At 70.4% G+C, this 19,028-nt stretch carries 16 protein-coding genes, 1 tRNA gene, 1 other RNA gene and 2 pseudogenes; 10 read left to right on the top strand and 10 right to left on the bottom strand.

The window, feature by feature from the left end; all coding sequences use genetic code 11:
• The first annotated feature begins 2 nt into the window (after window positions 1–2).
• Together BMG523DRAFT_RS25830 and BMG523DRAFT_RS25220 are read left to right on the top strand one after the other, a co-directional pair.
• A complete protein-coding gene (locus tag BMG523DRAFT_RS25830) occupies window positions 3–548 on the top strand; it encodes a hypothetical protein (protein ID WP_023840119.1) in 546 nt (181 codons plus the stop codon).
• A gap of 627 nt (window positions 549–1,175) precedes the next feature.
• Window positions 1,176–1,352 carry a hypothetical protein gene (locus BMG523DRAFT_RS25220; protein ID WP_023840122.1) on the top strand — a complete coding sequence of 59 codons (177 nt, stop codon included), beginning with the start codon at window positions 1,176–1,178 and terminating at the stop codon, window positions 1,350–1,352.
• 3 nt (window positions 1,353–1,355) lie between these two features.
• On the opposite strand, the pseudogene BMG523DRAFT_RS27255 reads toward BMG523DRAFT_RS25220, so the two are convergent.
• Window positions 1,356–1,490, bottom strand: a pseudogene (locus BMG523DRAFT_RS27255) (integrase); the annotation flags it as partial.
• 108 nt (window positions 1,491–1,598) lie between these two features.
• On the opposite strand from BMG523DRAFT_RS27255, the pseudogene BMG523DRAFT_RS22725 reads away from it, so the two are divergent.
• Window positions 1,599–1,832 (top strand): annotated as a pseudogene (locus tag BMG523DRAFT_RS22725) (zinc ribbon domain-containing protein); the annotation flags it as partial.
• Window positions 1,833–2,111: 279 nt separating this feature from the next.
• Here the strand turns inward: BMG523DRAFT_RS22725 and BMG523DRAFT_RS06145 are convergent.
• Window positions 2,112–2,196 (bottom strand) — tRNA-Ser (locus tag BMG523DRAFT_RS06145).
• 106 nt (window positions 2,197–2,302) lie between these two features.
• Between BMG523DRAFT_RS06145 and ffs the strand changes: the two genes are divergently transcribed.
• The 4 genes from ffs to recR all read left to right on the top strand — a co-directional run bounded on the left by ffs (window position 2,303) and on the right by recR (window position 6,023).
• Window positions 2,303–2,399, top strand: an RNA gene (gene ffs / locus BMG523DRAFT_RS22715) — signal recognition particle sRNA small type.
• 38 nt (window positions 2,400–2,437) lie between these two features.
• Window positions 2,438–4,882 carry a DNA polymerase III subunit gamma and tau gene (locus BMG523DRAFT_RS06140; protein ID WP_043590615.1) on the top strand — a complete coding sequence of 815 codons (2,445 nt, stop codon included), beginning with the start codon at window positions 2,438–2,440 and terminating at the stop codon, window positions 4,880–4,882.
• Window positions 4,883–4,940: 58 nt separating this feature from the next.
• Window positions 4,941–5,408 (top strand): YbaB/EbfC family nucleoid-associated protein, encoded by a 468-nt coding sequence (locus BMG523DRAFT_RS06135; protein ID WP_043590613.1) that lies wholly within the window; start codon window positions 4,941–4,943, stop codon window positions 5,406–5,408.
• A gap of 15 nt (window positions 5,409–5,423) precedes the next feature.
• A complete protein-coding gene (gene recR, locus BMG523DRAFT_RS06130; protein WP_011434735.1) occupies window positions 5,424–6,023 on the top strand; it encodes a recombination mediator RecR in 600 nt (199 codons plus the stop codon).
• 107 nt (window positions 6,024–6,130) lie between these two features.
• On the opposite strand, the gene BMG523DRAFT_RS06125 is transcribed toward recR, so the two are convergent.
• Complete coding sequence (locus BMG523DRAFT_RS06125) at window positions 6,131–6,739, bottom strand: hypothetical protein (RefSeq protein ID WP_023840124.1); 609 nt, start codon at window positions 6,737–6,739, stop codon at window positions 6,131–6,133.
• Between the two features lie 606 nt (window positions 6,740–7,345).
• On the opposite strand from BMG523DRAFT_RS06125, the gene BMG523DRAFT_RS06120 reads away from it, so the two are divergent.
• Entirely contained in the window at window positions 7,346–7,798 is a 453-nt protein-coding gene (locus BMG523DRAFT_RS06120) for a hypothetical protein (protein WP_011434732.1), read from the top strand.
• A gap of 145 nt (window positions 7,799–7,943) precedes the next feature.
• Here the strand turns inward: BMG523DRAFT_RS06120 and BMG523DRAFT_RS06115 are convergent, their stop codons facing one another.
• Window positions 7,944–8,942, bottom strand: a complete 999-nt coding sequence (locus BMG523DRAFT_RS06115) for a zinc-dependent alcohol dehydrogenase family protein (RefSeq protein WP_011434731.1) — start codon at window positions 8,940–8,942, stop codon at window positions 7,944–7,946.
• 13 nt (window positions 8,943–8,955) lie between these two features.
• Window positions 8,956–9,540: a TerD family protein gene (locus BMG523DRAFT_RS06110; RefSeq protein ID WP_011434730.1), complete on the bottom strand. Its 585-nt coding sequence runs from the start codon at window positions 9,538–9,540 to the stop codon at window positions 8,956–8,958.
• A gap of 299 nt (window positions 9,541–9,839) precedes the next feature.
• On the opposite strand from BMG523DRAFT_RS06110, the gene BMG523DRAFT_RS06105 reads away from it, so the two are divergent.
• Window positions 9,840–11,108 carry an aspartate kinase gene (locus BMG523DRAFT_RS06105; protein ID WP_011434729.1) on the top strand — a complete coding sequence of 423 codons (1,269 nt, stop codon included), beginning with the start codon at window positions 9,840–9,842 and terminating at the stop codon, window positions 11,106–11,108.
• A gap of 91 nt (window positions 11,109–11,199) precedes the next feature.
• Window positions 11,200–12,279: an aspartate-semialdehyde dehydrogenase gene (locus BMG523DRAFT_RS06100; protein WP_011434728.1), complete on the top strand. Its 1,080-nt coding sequence runs from the start codon at window positions 11,200–11,202 to the stop codon at window positions 12,277–12,279.
• A 209-nt stretch (window positions 12,280–12,488) separates the two neighbouring features.
• Here BMG523DRAFT_RS06100 and BMG523DRAFT_RS06095 read toward each other — a convergent pair whose 3' ends face one another.
• The 5 genes from BMG523DRAFT_RS06095 to BMG523DRAFT_RS06075 all read right to left on the bottom strand — a co-directional run bounded on the left by BMG523DRAFT_RS06095 (window position 12,489) and on the right by BMG523DRAFT_RS06075 (window position 18,404).
• Window positions 12,489–12,692 carry a cold-shock protein gene (locus BMG523DRAFT_RS06095; RefSeq protein WP_009740954.1) on the bottom strand — a complete coding sequence of 68 codons (204 nt, stop codon included), beginning with the start codon at window positions 12,690–12,692 and terminating at the stop codon, window positions 12,489–12,491.
• A gap of 406 nt (window positions 12,693–13,098) precedes the next feature.
• On the bottom strand, window positions 13,099–14,667 hold the full coding sequence (locus BMG523DRAFT_RS06090; protein WP_011434727.1) for a CYTH and CHAD domain-containing protein: 1,569 nt from the start codon (window positions 14,665–14,667) through the stop codon (window positions 13,099–13,101).
• A 186-nt stretch (window positions 14,668–14,853) separates the two neighbouring features.
• Window positions 14,854–15,654 carry a CPBP family intramembrane glutamic endopeptidase gene (locus BMG523DRAFT_RS06085; protein WP_232234979.1) on the bottom strand — a complete coding sequence of 267 codons (801 nt, stop codon included), beginning with the start codon at window positions 15,652–15,654 and terminating at the stop codon, window positions 14,854–14,856.
• 90 nt (window positions 15,655–15,744) lie between these two features.
• Window positions 15,745–16,737, bottom strand: coding sequence for a cytochrome d ubiquinol oxidase subunit II (locus tag BMG523DRAFT_RS06080; protein WP_043590611.1), 993 nt, complete (start codon window positions 16,735–16,737; stop codon window positions 15,745–15,747).
• Complete coding sequence (locus BMG523DRAFT_RS06075; RefSeq protein ID WP_043590609.1) at window positions 16,737–18,404, bottom strand: cytochrome ubiquinol oxidase subunit I; 1,668 nt, start codon at window positions 18,402–18,404, stop codon at window positions 16,737–16,739. The genes BMG523DRAFT_RS06080 and BMG523DRAFT_RS06075 overlap by 1 nt, the downstream gene beginning before the upstream one ends.
• Window positions 18,405–19,028: the final 624 nt, after the last annotated feature.

The raw sequence follows: 19,028 nt of genomic DNA, 5'->3' as shown, positions 1-19,028 counted from the left end.
GCGTGGCCGCGGAGCGGCGCCGTGACGCGCACCCCTACGCGCGGCCCATGCTGGCCGCCTGCGAATCGCGGTCCGCCGCCCGCGGGGGCGACGAGTCGACCGCGCGAGCCGCGCTAGACGACATGTGGGACCACCTGTGGAACGGACCCGTCATGCCCGGTGAGGTCCGCATCGATGAAGGCCAGGCCGTGGCTCAGACAGCGGCGATCCTCGCCACCCTGCGGGACCCGGCCTCCGAGAAGTTCGCGCAGCGCGCCGTCGACGCCTACCTCGGAAGCGGCCGGTCGGCGAACCTCGGCGGCTCCTACAACGCCCTCGCCCGCAGCTACCTGCACCGGGCCGAACCGGACCCGGAACGGGCCACCGCTGCGACGCGCAGTGCGTTGGAGGCGGTCGGAGACCAGCGGACTTCGTGGGTCGTCGGACCAGCCGCGAAGACCTGGCGCACCCTGGATGCCCGCTGGGGAACGATGCCGGCGGTCCGGGAACTCGGCGAACCGGTCGCGGCAGCGCAACGCCCGGCACTGACGTCCGGAACGAACGTCTGAGCCGCGCCTTTCTGCATGCCTACCGCGTGCTCCGCGGCCATAGGGACCGCGGCGGCGCCCGTTCTGCCCATAGCGGGCGGGCAGCGTCACGGCGTCGGTGTGCGACGCGCAGATGCAGTAACGGATCCCGAGGCCGCAGATCTGGCCGCGAGGGTCGTCGGTGGCCAGATGTCCGCAAATGCCGCCGCGCGGGAAATGGGCTGGCGGCACCCGCGGATCGTCGTCTCCTCGCCTACCGCGGTCGCTGCCGCTCTCCGTAAGCACATGTCCCGCGATGACCTAGCGCGCCTGATCGCGATCCTCCAGGAAGGCAACAGCCATGGATGACCTGTACGCCCGCGCCGGGCTGATCCGTCACAAGGTCAACGTGTTCGCTGCGATGGACACGGACGGGAAGGCGTATTCGCCGCTCCGTCCCGAACCGGAATCCGGCCCGGAACCCGCAGCCCCGGCCCCCAATCGCGTGATCTCAGTCACATAGCGGGTCAATCAATAGAAGATCATAGATCTTGATGTTTCAAGATCAATAATTTGCCGTAGCCGGATGATCGTCGATATGAACGGATGTGGGTCGCCCTCGGTCGGTCCGCTCCACAAGGGAGTGGTCTGGCTAAAGGGAGGAACCCCGTGTTTCTGATCGTTCTGATGACCGCGGTACCCGAGGCGCTGTACCGCGGTGTCTGGCTGCTGGGGCTGATCGTGGTGCTTCGCGGCGCGACTCCGGCGGAGCGGGAAGCCCTCCTCAGAGCCTACGGACGGGCATATCCAGCACCGCGAGCTCAGAGAGTGTCACGGCAGCGGTGACCGTCAGCCGGCGCGGTGTCCAGCGAGGGCGTAGGCGGGGTGCCGGGCGCGGTTGTACCGCTGAGTGGTGCGCGGGTCGGCGTGGCCGGCGGCGTCCTGGACGTCGTGCAGGGGCAGGTCGGATCGCCACGTTGCGGAGCGGGTGGTTCCTGCGGAGGTCGGTCTGCCGGGTGTACCGGTCGAGCGCGGTCGACGTTGGAGACCACCGGCCTCCCTCCGCGATCGCCGCGCGGGGCGCGCCTGCGGACGCTGTCCGAGCGCACGTTCACCTGCCAGTCCTGCGGACTGGTACTCGACCGCGACCACAACGCCGCAATCAACCTGCACAACCTCGTCGCCGCCAGTGCGTCGGAGACGGTAAACGCCCGTGGAGACGACCGTAAGACCCGCGCAAGCGGGCAGGTGGCTAAGAAGCGGGAACCGAGCGCGGCTTCGGCCGATCAGACTCGGGGCGCCTCGCCGAGAGGCAAGGCGGCATGAGAGCACCATTGGACGCTCACATGCAACGGTGTCGACATCACGCTGGTGTCCAAGCGGCACGGGCACAGCTCCACCGCGATCACCGGCAACCTCTACGTCCACCTGATGCGGTCGTCCGGCCAGCGGGCCGCCGAGGCGGTGGCTACCGCGGTGCCCCGCACACGCCGGACTCTCACGGGACTCTCACAACGATCATCGGAGGATGGTGACCCTGTGTCCGACCCGGAATCCGCCCAGGTCAGGAGCCTTGACCATAATTGCCGGAATACAGCGAAACGGCGGAGGATGCGAGATTCGAACTCGCGAGGGGTTGCCCCCAACACGCTTTCCAAGCGTGCGCCCTAGGCCACTAGGCGAATCCTCCGTGGATGAGACTATCTGATCGTTGCGGGGCCGGGCGCCGGGCCTGCCGCCGTGCCGCCCGGCAGACCTCGGAATTCATGATCGTCCATCACGGGCTAGACTGCACAGCAGACCCCTCGTGCGGCGTTACCCTCGTGAACCCCCCCAGGGCCGGAAGGCAGCAAGGGTAAGCGGGCTCTGGCGGGTGTGCGGGGGGTCCTCTCGTTTCGCCGATCGTCTCGTCGAGCACGCGGAGCAGGTCAGTGAGCACAGCGTTGTACAACCGCTACCGTCCCGCGACGTTCGCTCAGGTCGTCGGCCAGGAGCACGTGACCGACGCGCTGCGCAAGGCCCTGCGCACCGGTCGGCTGCACCACGCCTATCTCTTCAGCGGCCCCCGGGGCTGCGGCAAGACCTCCTCCGCCCGGATCCTCGCCGCCTCGCTGAACTGCGTCCAGGGCCCGACCCCTGAACCCTGCGGGGTGTGCGACGAGTGCGTGGGCATCCGGACGGGCGCCTCGATGGACGTCACGGAGATCGACGCCGCGTCGCACGGTCTCGTTGACGACGCCCGTGACCTGCGCGAGCGGGCGTTCTTCGCCCCTGCGTCGGCCCGGTTCAAGGTCTTCGTGGTGGACGAGGCGCACATGGTGACCGCGGCGGCGTTCAACGCGCTGCTGAAGGTCGTCGAGGAGCCCCCGCCGTACCTCAAGTTCGTCTTCGCCACCACCGAACCGGACAAGGTCATCCCGACCATCCGGTCCCGGACGCACCACTATGCCTTCCGGCTGGTTCCGCCGGGCGTGCTGCGCGAACATCTGGCGTCGGTCTGCGCCCGGGAGGGGGTCGTCGTCGATCCAGCCGTGTTGCCGCTGATCGTGCGGGCGGGCGCCGGATCGGTTCGCGACTCGCTGTCCGTTCTCGACCAGCTGCTGGCCGGCGCGGACGACGACGGCCTGCGCTACGACCGGGCGGTGGCGCTGCTCGGCATGACCGACGGCGTCTTGCTGGACGAGACCGTCGACGCGCTGGCCGACCGCGACGGCGCGGCCCTGTTCACCGTGGTCGACAAGGTCGTCTCCGCCGGTCACGACCCGCGCCGGTTCGCGACCGATCTCCTCGACCGGTTCCGCGACCTGATCGTGATGGCGGCCGTTCCGGACGCGGACGCCCGCGGCCTGCTGGAATCCTTCTCCCCCGACCAGATCGACCGGATGCGGGCGCAGACCACCCGGATGGGCCCCGCCGAGCTGTCCCGGACGGCGGACGTCCTGCACAACGGCCTGGTCGAGATGCGGGGGACGGCGAGCCCACGGCTGATACTGGAACTGATCATGGCCCGTGCGTTGCTGCCCACGGCGTCGACCGACCCGGCCGCGCTGCTCACCCGGTTGGAGCGGCTGGAACGGCGGGCCGTGCTCGGCGGGGAAGAACCGGAGCCGGGCCCCCCGGCCCCGCTGCCGGTCGGCCGGGCTCCCGCGCCGGTCCACCCGCCCGCCGCGGACCCGGAGCCCATGCCGCTGGCAGTCCGGGCATCCGCTCGGACCGGACCGGTGTCTCGACCGGCGGCGGGCCCCCAGCCTGGTTCGCCGGGTCCCGCGTTCACGTCGGGTGATCGCCCCTCGGGCCCGGCAGGTGTTCCGGGCACGGCCGGCACGCCCGGGACCGGGCGGATCGACGCCGCCGGCCTGCGGATGCTGTGGGACGAGCTTCTCGCGCTCGCCGGCCGCCACAGCCGGAAGACGCATGCGATCCTGAAGGATCACGCGACCGTTGCCGACGTTCGGGGCGACGAGGTCGTGCTGGCCTTCGCCACCCCGACGATGGGCCGGATGTTCGGGCAGGGGAACAACGCCGAGCTGTTCTGTACGGTGCTGGCGGAGAGACTCGGCGGGACCTGGCGGGTCACCGTCGCTCCCGCGGGCGGATCTGGTCGCGGCAGCGGGCGGCCCGCAGCGGGTCCCGGTCCGGGCGGCGGTGGCTACTCCGGCCCGCCCGGTCCCTCCAAGGCCTCGGGGTTCGCCGGCTCGGGCGGAGCCCCCGGGCCCACCGGCCAGGCGGGAGCATCCCGCTCACCGGCACCGGCACGGCCCGCCGGCCCGGCAGGACAATCCTCCGGCCCCTCCTGGGGCCCGCGGCTGGATCCGCCCGTCGGCGCCGAGAACCGCGCCGTCTCGCCGGGATCCCCCCGAGCCATGCCCGGCCAGATGCGCGGACCGGCGGGGTTGTCCCCCGACACCGGGAACGGCTACGGCGGCTCCACCGACGGAACCGAAGGCGGCACGACAGACCCTGGCCGCGGCCCGGACGGCTACGGCGACCCCCGCGAACACGGCGACCCCCGCGAACACGGCGACCCCCGCGAACACGGCGACCCCCGCGAACACGGCGACTCCCACGGCGCCGGGCACGGTTCCACCGGCCCGGGCCCCGGCCCCGAGGGCGGCCCCGGCCCCGAGGGCGACAGGCCCTGGTCCGCCACGGGCCGGGACGGCTCGTCGCCCGGACCGGCGAACGGGGTCGCCGCCGCTGCCAGCGCACCTCCCGCCGGGGACGAGCCGGGTCCGCGGCGCGAGGACGAGCCGTCCCTCGACGACGAGGCCGTCCCGTCCGGTCCCGGCGGGGCCCGCGGGGGCGAGGAGGCCGCCGTGTCCCTGCTACGGAGCGGACTGGGTGCCACGATCATCGAACAGATCTCGTCCGGCTGATCTCGTCCGGCTGAAGGAACAGATCTCGTCCGGTTGAAGGAGACGTAGGCTCATCGACATGTCTAACCCACAGAACCGCGCCGGGAGTGGGGCCTCCGCCGGGGGCGGGGCGCTGGGGCAGCTCTTCGAACAGGCGCAGAAGATGCAGGCCGCGATCCTCGCCACCCAGGAGGACCTCGCCACCGCCCGGGTGGACGGGACGGCCGGCGGCGGCCTGGTCCGCGCTACCGTCAACGGCGGCGGGGAACTGGTCGATCTGACGATCAGCCCCGAGGCGGTCGACCCCGAGGACACTGAGACGCTCGCGGATCTGATCCTCGCGGCGGTCCGTGACGCGACCACGAATGCCCACAAGCTCGCCGCCGACCGGATGGACGCGATCACCGGTGGCCTCGGCGCGGGCGGCCCGGCAGGTCCGGGTGGCGCCGACGGACTCGGTGGACTCGGTGGACTCGGTGGCCTGCTGTCCGGTGGCGGCCTCGGAGGCCCGCTTCCGGGTGGCCCGGGCCTTCCCGGGCTCGGCTGACAACCGGCGGCACCGGTGTACGAGGGCATCGTCCAGGATCTGATCGACGAGCTCGGGCGGCTGCCCGGCATCGGTCCCAAAAGTGCCCAGCGGATCGCGTTTCATCTGCTGGCCGCCGACCCCGTGGACGTCCGCAGGCTGGCCACCGCCCTGACCGAGGTCAAGGAGAAGGTCCAGTTCTGTCGGAGTTGCTTCAACGTGGCGCAGTCGGAACTGTGTCGGATCTGCTCCGATCCCCGCCGCGATCCGAGCTCGATCTGTGTGGTCGAGGAACCCAAGGACGTCGTGGCGATCGAACGCACCCGCGAGTTCCGGGGGCGGTACCACGTGCTCGGGGGCGCGATCAATCCCATCGGCGGTGTCGGTCCCGACGACCTGCACATCCGGGAACTCGTCGCCCGCCTGGCGGACGGCACGGTGACCGAACTGATCCTCGCCACCGATCCGAATACCGAGGGTGAGGTCACCGCATCCTACCTGGCCCGGCAGATCGCTCCGATGGGCCTGAAGGTCACCCGCCTCGCCAGCGGCCTGCCCATGGGCGGTGACCTCGAATGGGCGGACGAAGTGACCCTGGGACGCGCCTTCGAGGGACGCCGCGTCGTCAGCGCCTGACACCCCGGCCTGCTGTCACCCGGTCCCACCCCGAAGCCACCCGGCTCCACCGGTCCGCCACCGGGTCCGCCGGTCCGCCACCGGGTCCGCCGGGGCCGCTGCAGCCGCTAGAACCCCAGGATGGGGGCATAAGCCGAGCTGGGAATCGAGGCCAGGGCCAGCAGGACCACGCTGACGTCAAGGTGGTCGGCCTCGGCACTGAACACGGCGTGTAATCCTCTGGTGCGGTAGATCCGTACCTCGGGATCCCGGACGACCTGTACTCCGAAGACGTTCGTCGCCCGTAGCCACCAGACCCGCCCGGCCGCCCGGACCCTGACCTGACGGGCGTCCCGGCGCAGCCCGGTCGTGAGCCGGGCGAGTCGGGTGGCCGGCAGGCAGGGCTGATCCAGATAGCCGATGATGTCCCGGTCGGAGCCGTGCACCACCAGCCGGACCGGCCGGGCCGCCGAACCCGGCTCGACGAGGTCGGCCTCCGCCGCGATCTCCCGGTCCCGCGGATACATCTCGGCCGCCCAGATCCCCTCACCGTGCAGGACCCGTTTACCCTGCGGGCCAGCCCCCGGATGGCCGCGGGGCACCATGCCGCCGATGATCCGCCCGGCCCCTTCCAGCCGCCACGCGACGGAGACGACCACCCCCGACGGCACCGGCGTGGCCAGGTCGCAGACGGCTGGTAGGTGGCACATGCGTAGATCACGGACGCGCCTATCCATCCACACCGCTCAGGTCTCCAGCGCCGCGGTGCCCCGGACCCACGCCGCCGCGGTGCCCCGGACCGCCCGGCGAACCGCCATCCTCACCGGAGGACATCCCGGTAGCTTCCCGCACCAACGCCACCCAAACCTCAAAATTGATCACTCTGAGTTATCTCCTTCACGCTACAGCAGCCCTTCATCCATGGATTGCCGCCGAGTCGCTCCGCTACGCGCCCAGATGCTACGAGGCGCGCCGATCTACCCATGATGCGCATTCGCCCGAGCATCTGCGCGGGCATTCGACGAATTCGTCGGCTCGCGCGTCGGCGTGGGAATCGGCCGGAGCATCGACGAACGCATCGAGACGGGCGGCAGCAAGAGCATCCAGAGAAAGGTGGGACGGCGTCCGCGCGCACCTTCGCGCGAGCATCGGACACCCGGATCCGATCCCGGGAGCGGTGGTACCCGCGCCCCCAAACACGGAGACCACCGGGCGACCACTGATGGTGACCACCGGAAGGCCCCACCATCACCCCGCGGTACGCATCCTCCAATCGGGACGTCAGGGTAGGGGGTACCCGGCGAACGCTCTGCCGTCCGTCTGCCACCAGGAGGTCCTGAAGCATGATCATCAGTTCACATGTCGGGGCGGGCGCTTTCGTGGGCATGGCGATCCGGCACCCGGTGTCCGCCCTCGCCGCCGGCTTCGTCTCACACCTGGTCATGGACGCGTTGCCCCACTGGGGAACGGGTCCGAACACCGAGCCGGAATGGTTGCCGATCGCACGCAAGGACGGCGTGGCGGGACTCGCGGCCATGGCCTTGTTGACGGCGTCCGCCCCCGCCGGGCGCCGACTCGCCGTCCTCGCCGGCATGACCGGTGCCTGCCTACCGGACACCGACAAGGTGGGCCGGTACTTCGTCGGGGTGAGTCCCTGGCCGAGCCGGTTCGACCGTTTCCACGAAGCGATCCAGAACGAGGCCCGACACCGCCTGCCGCGCGAGATTGCGACGGCCGCCGTACTGACCACCGCGGGCACCCTACTCCTGCGCCGACTCGCGACCCGCGGCGACTGAACGCGGAAGCTCAGCGCGCATCCCCCGGCAAGGTCGCCAAACCTCCGGGCCCTTCCGGATCCCGGGCCCTTCCGGATCTACGAACCAGATCCGGAAGGGCCGGCATCGGCAGGAAGGCCCGGCACCGACAGGACAGGCAAAACGGTCAGGGCAGCAGCACGGCCGCGCCGGTGACCCGGTCGGCGGCGAGGTCGGCGAGGGCCCGGTCGGCCGCGGACAGCGGGTAGGGCGACACGGTCACCGCGAGCCGGTGCTCGGCGGCGATCGCCAGGAACTCCTCACCGTCGGCGCGAGTGTTGGCGGTCGTGCTGCGTACGGACCGTTCCTGGAACAGATGGTCGGAGTAAACGAGCGGCGGGATGTCGCTGAGGTGGATGCCCGCGATGGACAGCGTGCCGCCACGGTCGAGCGCGGCGAGCGCCACCGGCACCAGGTCACCCACCGGGGCGAAGAGCACGGCCGCGTCCAGCGGCTCGGGCGGTGCGGCATACGCCTCGCCCGCCGAGGCGGCGCCGAGTTCCAGAGCAAGCTCGCGGGCCCGCGCCGAGCGCGTCATCACGTGGACGGTGGCGCCCTGTGCGATCGCCACCTGGGCGGCGAGATGGGCGGACGCGCCGAACCCGTAGATGCCGAGCCTCCCGCCGGGCGGCAGCTCCGCCCGGCGCAGCGCCCGGTAGCCGACGATGCCGGCGCACAGCAGCGGGGCAAGCTCCGCATCGCTGTAGCCGTCGGGCAGCCGGTAGGCATAGTCGGCGCGCACGCAGGCGTACTCGGCGTATCCGCCGTCGACATCCCATCCGGTGTAGGTCGAGGCCGGGCAGAGGTTCTCCGCTCCGCGCCGACAGTACCCGCAGGTCCCGTCGGTCGAGGCCAGCCAGGCGATGCCCAGCCGGTCCCCGGTGCGCACGCCGCTCACCCCCTCGCCAACCGCGTCGACCCGTCCGACGACCTCATGTCCGGGCACGGTGCGCGGTCGGTGCGGCGGGAGATCACCCTCGGCGAGGTGCAGATCGGTACGGCAGACTCCGCAGGCGTCGACGTGGACCCGAACCTGGCCCGGCCCTGGCCGGGGCACGGGCAGCTCGGCCGGGCGCAGCGGGCGGGTGCTCATCGGCCCGGGAGCGACTACTTGCCAGGCACGCATCCGCTCGGGTAGCTCAGATGTTGACGCCATGATCACGAGCCAGACCACCAAGGTCATTGTGGCCCTGGCCGACGGCGCGGAACTTCCAGTCGGCGCCGTTGCGGTAGACCTCACCGAAGATGACGACGGTTTCGGTGGAGTAGTCCTCGGACAAATCGTAGCGGACCAGCTCGTTTCCGCCCTGGTCGACCACGCGGATGTAGGCGTTGCGCACCTGGCCGAAGTTCTGGTTCCGGTTCACCGCGTCGTAGATGGAAACCGGAACGATAATCCGGTCAATGTCGACTGGAACCAGTGCAAGGTTGATGATAACGGACTCGTCGTCCCCCTCGCCCTGTCCGGTCAGGTTGTCACCGGTGAGCGTGATCGCCCCCTCGGGGGACGCGAGGTTGTTGAAGAAGACGAAGTAGCCGTCGTTGAGGACCTTGCCGTCCGCCCGGACGCCGATGGCAGAGGCGTCCAGGTCGAAATCGGTCCCGGTGGTCGTGCGGGCGTCCCATCCGAGCCCGACGTTCAACGCGGTGAGCTGGGGGGTGCCGGCCTCGGCGGCCTGCTTCGTGAGGCTGACGTTGCCGCCCTTGGCAAGGCTGACTGCCATTGAGGATCGTCCTTCCTGAGCTGGTCCTCGGCGTCGGGGACCATCGCGTGGACCGCGTGCGTCGCAGTCGGTCATACGGGTGAGCCGGTCGTACGGGTGAGTCGGTCATACGGGTGAGCCGGTCGTGCGGATGTCATCACCCTGGCACACCGGAAGGAATACGCCCAGCACCCCGTCGCCGGGGCGACATCGTCCCGGCGGCGGAAAAGGGACACCGGACCAGATCCGGGCAAGGCCGCCGAGCAAGGGCGACGGGCGGCCGCGCTCGGTCAGCGGCCGCGCTCGGTAACCTGGCTGCCATGGCGCTCTTGGTCGCGAAGTTCGGTGGGTCCTCCGTTGCCGACGCGGACCGCATCAAACGAGTCGCTGAGCGAATCGTGGAGAACCGGCGGGCCGGCAACGACGTCGTCGTGGTGGTCAGCGCGATGGGTGACACCACCGACGAACTTCTCGATCTGGCCGAACAGGTCTCGCCGCTTCCGCCCGCCCGGGAGCTCGACATGCTGCTCACCGCCGGTGAGCGAATCTCGATGGCGCTGCTGGCCATGGCGATCACCACCCTCGGCGCCGAAGCCCGCTCGTTCACCGGCTCCCAGGCCGGAGTCATCACCGACTCGGTGCACGGCAAGGCGCGCATCATCGACGTTACCCCCGGGCGGATCCGCGCCGCCCTGGACTCCGGCGCCATCGCGATCGTCGCGGGCTTCCAGGGTGTGAGCCAGGACACGAAGGACATCACCACGCTCGGTCGAGGCGGCTCGGACACGACCGCGGTGGCGCTCGCTGCCGCGCTGGGAGCAGACGCCTGCGAGATCTACACCGATGTAGACGGCGTGTTCACCGCCGACCCGCGCATCGTCCCCGACGCCCGCCGCATCGACACGATCTCTTATGAGGAGATGCTGGAGATGGCGGCGTGCGGCGCGAAGGTCCTCATGCTGAGGTGCGTCGAGTACGCCCGCCGTTACAGCGTCCCCGTGCATGTCCGATCGTCCTTCTCTGCGAAGCCGGGCACGTGGGTCACCGAGATTCCGGAGGAACAGCTCGTGGAACAGGCCATCATCCGTGGGGTCGCGCACGACCTCAGCGAGGCGAAGGTGACGGTCGTCGGATGCCCGGACAAGCCCGGGGTGGCGGCGGCGGTGTTCCGGGCCGTGGCGGACACCGACGTCAACCTGGACATGATCGTTCAGGTCGGCTCGGTCGCCGGGTCGGGGCGGACGGATATCTCGTTCACCCTGCCCAAGGCGGATGGACGTACCGCGCTCACCGCGCTCACGAAGGTCCAAAGCGAGATCGGCTTCGAGCGCACCCTCTACGACGACCACATCGGCAAGCTGTCGCTGATCGGCGCGGGGATGAAGTCGCACCCGGGGGTGTCCGCCCGGTTCTTCGGCTCCCTCGCCGACGCGGGGGTCAACGTCGAGATCATCTCCACCTCTGAGATTCGCATCTCAGTAGTGGTGCGCGACACCGACCTCCCGCTCGCCGTGCGGGCCGTGCACGGCGCCTTCGACCTGGGTGACCCGAACGGCGGGGCGATCGTGTACGCGGGAACCGGACGATGACGTTGGCGACGTCGTGGGTCCTCGAGACGGCGGCACACCGCGGCAGCTGGACACGCCGCGGCGGCACAGTGGCGAATCAGGAGGATGGATCGTGACGAGCAACGAGGCGGGCCGGCGACCGACGCTCGCAGTGGTGGGGGCGACCGGCGCGGTCGGCACGGTGATGCTGTCGCTGCTCGACGAACGCCCCGGCATCTGGGGAGAGATCCGGCCGATCGCCTCGGCCCGATCCGCGGGACGGACGGTACGGGTGCGCGGCGCGGACGTCGTCGTCCAGGCCCTGGCACCGGAGGTCTTCGACGGCGTGGACGTGGCCGTGTTCGACGTTCCCGACGAGGTCTCCGCCCGGTGGGCACCGGTAGCGGCGGCCCACGGCGCGGTCGCGGTCGACAACTCCGGCGCGTTCCGGATGGACGCCGACGTGCCGCTGGTCGTGCCGGAGGTGAACGCCGACCAGATCCCCACGCGGCCGCGGGGCATCATCGCGAACCCGAACTGCACCACCCTGTCGATGATCGTTGCGGTCGGCGCTCTGCACCGGGCGTTTGGGCTGGAGTCGATGTTCGCGGCCTCCTACCAGGCCGCGAGCGGCGCCGGGCAGGCCGGCATCGACGCCCTCTACGACCAGCTCACCGTCGTCGGTGGCACCCGCGAGCTGGGGCGGACCGCCGGTGACGTGCGTAAGGCCATCGGTGAGGACGGCCTCGGCCCCTTCCCGGCGCCGCTGGCGCTCAACGTCGTGCCCTGGGCCGGTTCACTGAAGGACGGCGGCTGGTCCTCGGAAGAGTTCAAGGTCCGCAACGAGTCCCGCAAGATCCTGGGTATCCCGGATCTGCGGGTGTCGGCTACCTGTGTGCGGGTGCCGGTCATCACCACGCACGCGGTCGCGGTGCACGCCCGCTTCACCCGGCCGGTGACCGCGGACGAGGCGCGCACGGTGCTGCTGAACGCTCCCGGCGTCGCCGTCGTCGACGATCCGTCAGCCGGCGAGTTCCCGACCCCGGCCGACGTCGTCGGAACGGACCCGACCTGGGTCGGCCGAATCCGGCAGTCGCCGGACGACCCGCACGAGGTCGCGCTGTTCCTCTGCGGGGACAACCTGCGCAAGGGCGCCGCGTTGAACACCCTGCAGATCGCCGAACTTCTCGTGCAGGATTGGCTGTACCTTTAATCAGGCGTTAAGCTTTTGGCCGCGAACCACGCCATCCGGGAACCGATGAACGCCCCGCGCTTTCCGGCCCGAGAAAACGATCGAGATCAGCCGGAAAAAACATACCTTCCACCGAACTGTCGGATATCGAACTGATCGAGAAGTCGAGAAGCGGTCAGCCCGCCCCAGGAGGACCCTTGGGCGGGCTGACCGTTGAAGTCTCTCGTGGCTCAGACGACGCGGACGGCGTCGGCCTGCGGACCCTTCTGACCCTGGGTCACCTGGAACTCGACCCGCTGGCCCTCCTCAAGTGCCTTGTAACCGTCCATCTGAATCGCGCTGTAGTGAACGAAGACGTCGGAACCGCCGCCGTCCACGGAGATGAAGCCGAAGCCCTTCTCCGAGTTGAACCACTTCACCGTGCCCTGAGCCACGTGCCGTTCTCCCTGCTGGTGCAGTCAGGACCCGCACCGCGCGGGCCCCGGGCCGAACATCAGGAAGCTGCAAGAGCCCCTGACGTTGTTCCGCCGCGCCTCGGTTGAGACGCGAACCGCCGAACTCCGGCCAGGGACGACGCTACACGGACGGAGGCCTTCGCGGGAGTCCTCCGGGCAAGGAAGTCCACTTCATACCCCGGTCACAGAACAACGCAGCAGGTCCGGCCGCCGGCAGCTCCACCCGTCCCGTCCCGCAATCCGTCGAGCTGACAGGGATTTCCCGAGCGCGCCGACCCGTGGCGGATGGTCGTGCGCCCGATGGCCCGGATGTGGCGCACGAATGGGTGACGCGGAGGAGGTAATCGGTCAGACCACGGCAGAGCCCACCCGGCACGGCCTCAGGTCAGCGGATCCAGCGACGGTGCCGGGCTGCCGAGATCGCGGGCCACGCATCGAAGAAGTCTCGTTCCGCCATGCGTGCCCGGCACTCCTCCAGGCCCAGCAGGACACCCAGAGTAAACGCGGTGGGGGCGCCCTGGGCCTGCGCTGCCGTCCCCCAGTCCCCCAGCAGCCTGCGCGCGATGGTGGCGTCCTGATGGGTTCCGAGCAGCTCCTGCGCGATCTGGGCCTGCTCGACCAGCCGCGCCGCGTCATTCCCGTACAGCGGTGCGACGGCTTCCGCCGCGTACCGTAACCGCTTGGCCTGCTTGCGGGCGGAATGCAGCAGTTCGTCCCGTTCCGAGCCGGCCTTCAGGGCGCTCGCGGCACGGACCTTCTTCGCCAGCTTCCGGTCGGCGCCGAGCAGCAGATCGGGGAGGGCCTTGCCGGCCGGACGGGCCGCCGCGGGGGTGAGCGGGCCCCGCAGTAGGGTGAGCAGGTTGGAGACGAGCGCGAAGTACCGGTCACTGCGCAACATGGCCAACGCCTCCGCCCGGCCGTTGGCCGTGCCGGCGCCGAGGTGCGCGGTGACCGTCTTGCGCACGGGCCCCGCGACCAGCTCGGTGGGCAGCTCCGCCAGGCGGGTCTCGAAATAGGCGGCCTGGACCTCGGCGTCGCGGGCGCCGGAGAGCGCGCCGGCGAGGTCCCGCAGCTCGCCGTCCAGGAAGAGCGCTCTCTCGGGCGGGAACAGCGGCGCGAACGTCCGCAGGGTGCTGCGGGCCCGACGGCAGGCGACGCGCATCTTGTGGACCGCCTCGGGCTCGTCGAGCCGCACCCGCGGATCGGCCGCGAGCAGGGCACGTGCCTGTTCGATCAGGTAGGCCCGTACCACCTCGCCCGCCGGCGTCCCGCGTCGTGGCTTGCGCGGCGGCGAAGGAACGTCCGGCCCGGGGCCGGCGGCCAGCGCCTCACCCAGGACCCGCGCGAGCTTCGAGGAGTCCGCCGCCGGGGTGGCGCCCGCGGCCGTGAGCAGACCGGCGACCTCGTCGAGCACCTCGGGCCCGCCGTTGACGAGTTCGACCTCGATCTCCCGCCAGCTGCTCAGTACCGTCGTCTCCCCCAGGGTCTGCGCGGAGACCTGGTCATCGACGACCTCGGCCAGGTCGACTCCGACCGTGTCCCGCAGTCGGCGCGCTGTCCGCAGTGTCCGCAGCCTGGCGACCGGCCGCGGCTCGGCGCCGCGCAGATGGACCGACACCAGATCGACGAACTCCGCGGGAGGGCTGTACCGCGGGCCCTCCGCCCCCACGCCCACGCCCACGCCCGCGTCGAGCGGGAGCTGGAGCTCGTCCCGCTCCCCCACCCGGACGGGCAGCTTGAGGTGCCATCCGGCGTCCGCCCCACCGGTCCGACGCCGTATCGTGATCTTGTTACGGGCCAATCGGAGATCGTCGCTGTCGTAGTAGACGGCCTCCAGGCTGACGGTCTTGCGGGTGCGCGCGGTGGCGACGCCCGCAACCTCCCCCAACTTCGGGAGCACAAAGGTCGGTTCGACCGAGAACTTGCGCTCGATCTCGCGGATTCCGTTGACCATCGGTCCTCCCCGACCAGCCGTACCGCGGCAGGCACTCGACGGCTATGCCTTCCGGCGCCCCATGGCCTTCCGGCGCCCCGAACCCGCCGACGTTGACGTCCTCGAACGATCCACCGCCTCCGCGATACACCGTTGAGATACGCATCGTATGCCCATCAGACGATCTCTATTTCCCCACCCGTAACCTTAGCGCGGCGCCGGGATCCAGGAGATCTTTCCGACCAACGCTACGTATCCGACGAACGCGACGGTGTCGATGAGTGCGTGGGCGATGACGAGCGGCAGCACCCGGCCGGTCCGCTGGAACATCCGGCCGAACAGCAGGCCCATCGCGAGGTTACCGGTGAACCCACCGAGCCCCTGGTAGAGGTGATAGGAACCGCGGAGCAGGGCGCTGGCCGCCAGCGCCCGGTTGGCCGCGACACCAAGTTCACGCAGCCGCACCAGCAGGTACCCGGTGACGATGACCTCCTCGGCGAGGCCGTTCTGCGCCGCGCTGAGGACCAGGACCGGTACACGCCACCACACGTCCGGCAGGCCCGAGGGCGCGACGGTGAGGTTCGCCCCGCTGTGCCACGCCAGCAGGTAGAGGCCCAGGCCGAGCCCGCCGACCCCGGCCGCGATCGCCGCTCCCCGGCCGGCGTCGCGACCGGTGTGCCGACCGTCCAGGCCGATCGCCCGCGGTCCGCCTCCGTGCCTCGTCAGCAGGTATACGGCGAGCAGCGCTGGCACCAGCCCGGTGACCAGGTCGGCGAGTTGGAGCGCAAGGTCGAGCCAAGGCCGTCCCGGCGCCGCCGAGGTGTTCAGCCGGGCCACCTGGGAACGGACGGGGCCCGGCCGGGTCAGCACCCCGACGTAGCGGATGACCGCGAACAGCGCCGAGGTGGCGAAGGAGACCCCGAGCACGAGCCAGACCTCGACGACGAGCTGCCGGCGGGTGAGCGACTCACCCGCGATGACCGGCGCCTGAGCGGGGGCAGAGGTCACGCGATGACCGTAGCCCACCGCCGCGGCGGGCCGGCCCGATCACTGCACCGGCCCGATCACTGCACCGGCCCGATCACTGCACCAGCCCGATCACTCCGCCGGTTCCGGCCGGGAGAACAGCCGGAACAGCATCATCAGGGACGGCACAAGCACCACCAGACCGCCGGCGATGGCGAACAGCATGGCCCGGATGTTCGTCGTCGGCGCCGCGGCCGTGTCCACCGTGGCCTGCCCGACCACCAGGTCCGGGTACTGGGCCACCGCCCAGCCCCAGAGCATCGCGCCGACGGCGAGACCGGCCGCGATGCGGGCGGCACCGAACTGATCGCGCCAGAGCGCGACGAGGGCGCCGATCCCGCCGAGGGTGGACAGGGCTACCAGGGGAAGCGAGCGGTCCCTGAACCGGCCGGCGACCTGCGGGGCGTCCGCCCACAGCAGGGGCAGCAGGATCGCGGCGAGTGCACCGCAGAGCACGGCGCCGCCGATGGCCCGCCGGCGGAAGTCGGCCACCAGGTGCGCGGTGGCCGGGGAAGAGGCGGCGTCCCGGCAGAGGTAGACGGCGGCGAGGAAGGCCGTCGCGGCGACCGCGAAGGCCCCGCAGACGAGCCCGAACGGGCTGCGCACCGGCGCGAACGGGTCGTCGGTCGACAGATCACCGCTGGCCAGAGCCGCACCGGCCACCCCGAGCGCGAACGGGGCGATCGTCGAGGAGACCGCGAAGACGTGCCCCCACCAGTGGTCGGGACCGGCCCCACCCGCCCCGTAGGACCGGTACACGTACGCGGCGCCACGCAGCACGATGCCGACGAGGGCCACGGACAGCGGCACCTCCAGAGAGGAGCCGATCACCCCGTAGGCCTCGGGAAACCCGCTGAACATCGCCACCACGATGAAGATCAGCCAGACATGGTTGGCCTCCCACACCGGGCCGAGTGACGCCGAGATCAGTTTCCGCTGGTCGCCGGCGTGCCGTCCGCGTGCCAGTAGGTCCCACACCCCGCCACCAAAGTCCGCGCCACCGAGCAGCGCGTAGGCGGTGAGCCCTACCACCATGATGATCAGAAGGAGGTCAGCGCTGGTCATCAGTCTTCTCCCCGCCCGCCGAAACCGGTGGTGCCGTCGGATCCCGTTCCCGTTGTCTCACCCGGGTGCGCCGAAGCGCGGGATCCCTCGGGACCGCCGCCGGTGCGCCGCCTGCCGGCCACCGGCGGTTCGACCGGCAGTTCGACCGGCAGTTCGACCGGCGGTTCAACCGCCGGTTCAACCGCCGCCGGTTCAACCGCCGCCGGTTCGGGTCGCGGCTTCGGGATGGATGGCGAATCGGAATCGGTTGTCCGTCCGGGCCTGGCCGGGCTCGCCTGCCCCGCGCCGTGGACGGCCGTGCGGTGGACGCCCGCGGCGGGCCGCCCGGACCGGATCTCCGCGACGGCCGGGCCGCCGGTGGCCATCCGGCGCAGGATGAGGATCAGCGCACCCGCGAGCCCCAGGTACAAGACCAGGGAGCCGGCGAACATCGGCGCGACCCCGTCGGCGCCCGTCACCGCGTCGTGAACCCGCATGTGACCGCCCACGATCCACGGTTGACGACCACCCTCGGTGACCTCCCAGCCGGCCATCATCGACAGCGCGGACGCCGGTCCCGTGGCCGCCGCGGCGAACAGCCACGGCCGTCCGGTGGGCAGCAGCGTCTTCTCGCCGCGACGGCGCCGGCGGACGACGGCGGCACCAGTCAGAGCGGACAGTCCGATCAGCGCGGAACCGAACCCGACCATCGTCGCGAACGACCCGTGCACCAGCAGGCCGTTCGGGCGCTCGTCCGGCGGCGCGGCGTCCAGACCGGTGATCACGTGATCTGTACTGAATCCCTCCATCAGCGAGAGCAGACCGGGGATCTCCAGCCCGTAGCGGACCTCGCCGCTCTTGTCGTCGTAGAACCCGCCGAGGGTCAGCGGCGCGTGCGACCTGGTGTGGTAAAGCCCTTCCATCGCGGCCAGCTTGAACGGCTGGTTGGCCCCGGCGATCCGGGCCGCCCAGTCCCCCACGATCAGCTGAAGCGGCGCACAGACCAGCACCACCGCCAGGCCGATCCGCAGCCCGCGCTGGTGGTAGGCGTCCCGGCGACCGCGCAGCATGCCGACCGCGTAAATGCTGGAGACGGCCCCGCCGGTGCACATCAGCGCGGCCAGCAGCATGTGGACCACCTGGGGCGGAGTCCCCGGGCTCAGAAAGGGCGCGAACGGCTCGGCGGCGACGACCTTGCCGTTCACCTCGGTGATCCCCCGTGGCACGTTCATCCAGGCGTTCACCGTGATGATGAACAACGTCGACAGGGTGCCGGAGATCGCGATCGGCCATAGCGTGAGCCAGTGCGCGCGCGGCGACAAGCGCTTCCAGCCGTACAGGTACATCCCGACAAAGATCGCCTCGGTGAAGAACGCGAAGCCCTCCAGGGAGAACGACAGTCCGAGCGCACTGCCGTACTTCGACATGAACGCGGGCCAGAGCAGGCCGAACTCGAACGAGAGCACCGTTCCCGAGACGGCCCCGACCGCGAACAGCACGGCGAATGCCCGCGACCACTTCTTCGTGAGCGCCAGCCAGGTCTCGTCACCGGTCCGCACCCAACGCCCCTCGGTGTAGATCAGCAGCCACGGCATGCCGACCCCGAACACGGCGAAACAGATGTGAAACGCGAGGGAGAACGCTGTCTGGGCGCGGGCAAGGTCGACGGCATCAGCGGCGAGAACCATGCGCACAGCTCCTTCGGTGGGCCGCGAGGGGAAAAATCGGCCGAGAGCCAACCGATCCTCTACGAGGCATAGAGGTTTCTACGGTATGTAGCCAATTCTCCTGGCGACGAGCAAAGCGCAGTGAGCTCGATGACATGGTCAAGACCGACGGCACTACCGACGGCGCTGTCGAGACGTGCGCCACGGTCGACGGCACGGGGCGGGACCGAAAGATACCTCCATTGCGGCCGTCATCCTGTTTGATGGATAGCCCGTTCGGCGGATAGCCCGTTCGGCGGATAGCCCGTTCGGCGGATAGCCCGTTCGATGGATAGCCCGTTCGATGGATAGCCCGTTCGATGGATAGCCCGTTCGATGGATAGCCCGTTCGGCGGATAGCCCGTTCGGCGGATAGATAGTCCCCTAAGTCATGAAGATGTTTCCTTGTAAAGGAATTCGGGCCGCGTGAACGGCGGCGGATCAGTCAGCCGGCGGGTTCGCACTGGTCCGGAGCCGGGCGCCGATCGGGAGCCGGGAGGCAGATCGGGGGCTGGAAGGCCGGTTCCTCCCCGGTTCCTCCCCGACGGCCGGCACCGTTGCCGCGTGGCTGTGACGCAACAGGCCTCAACGAAGCACCCCGTTCGG

Source organism: Frankia sp. BMG5.23, assembly GCF_000685765.2.
GTDB classification, from domain to species: Bacteria; Actinomycetota; Actinomycetes; order Frankiales; family Frankiaceae; genus Frankia; species Frankia casuarinae.
The sequence above is the reverse complement of the archived record's forward strand: the minus strand, read 5'-3'. Positions and strand labels throughout refer to the sequence as shown.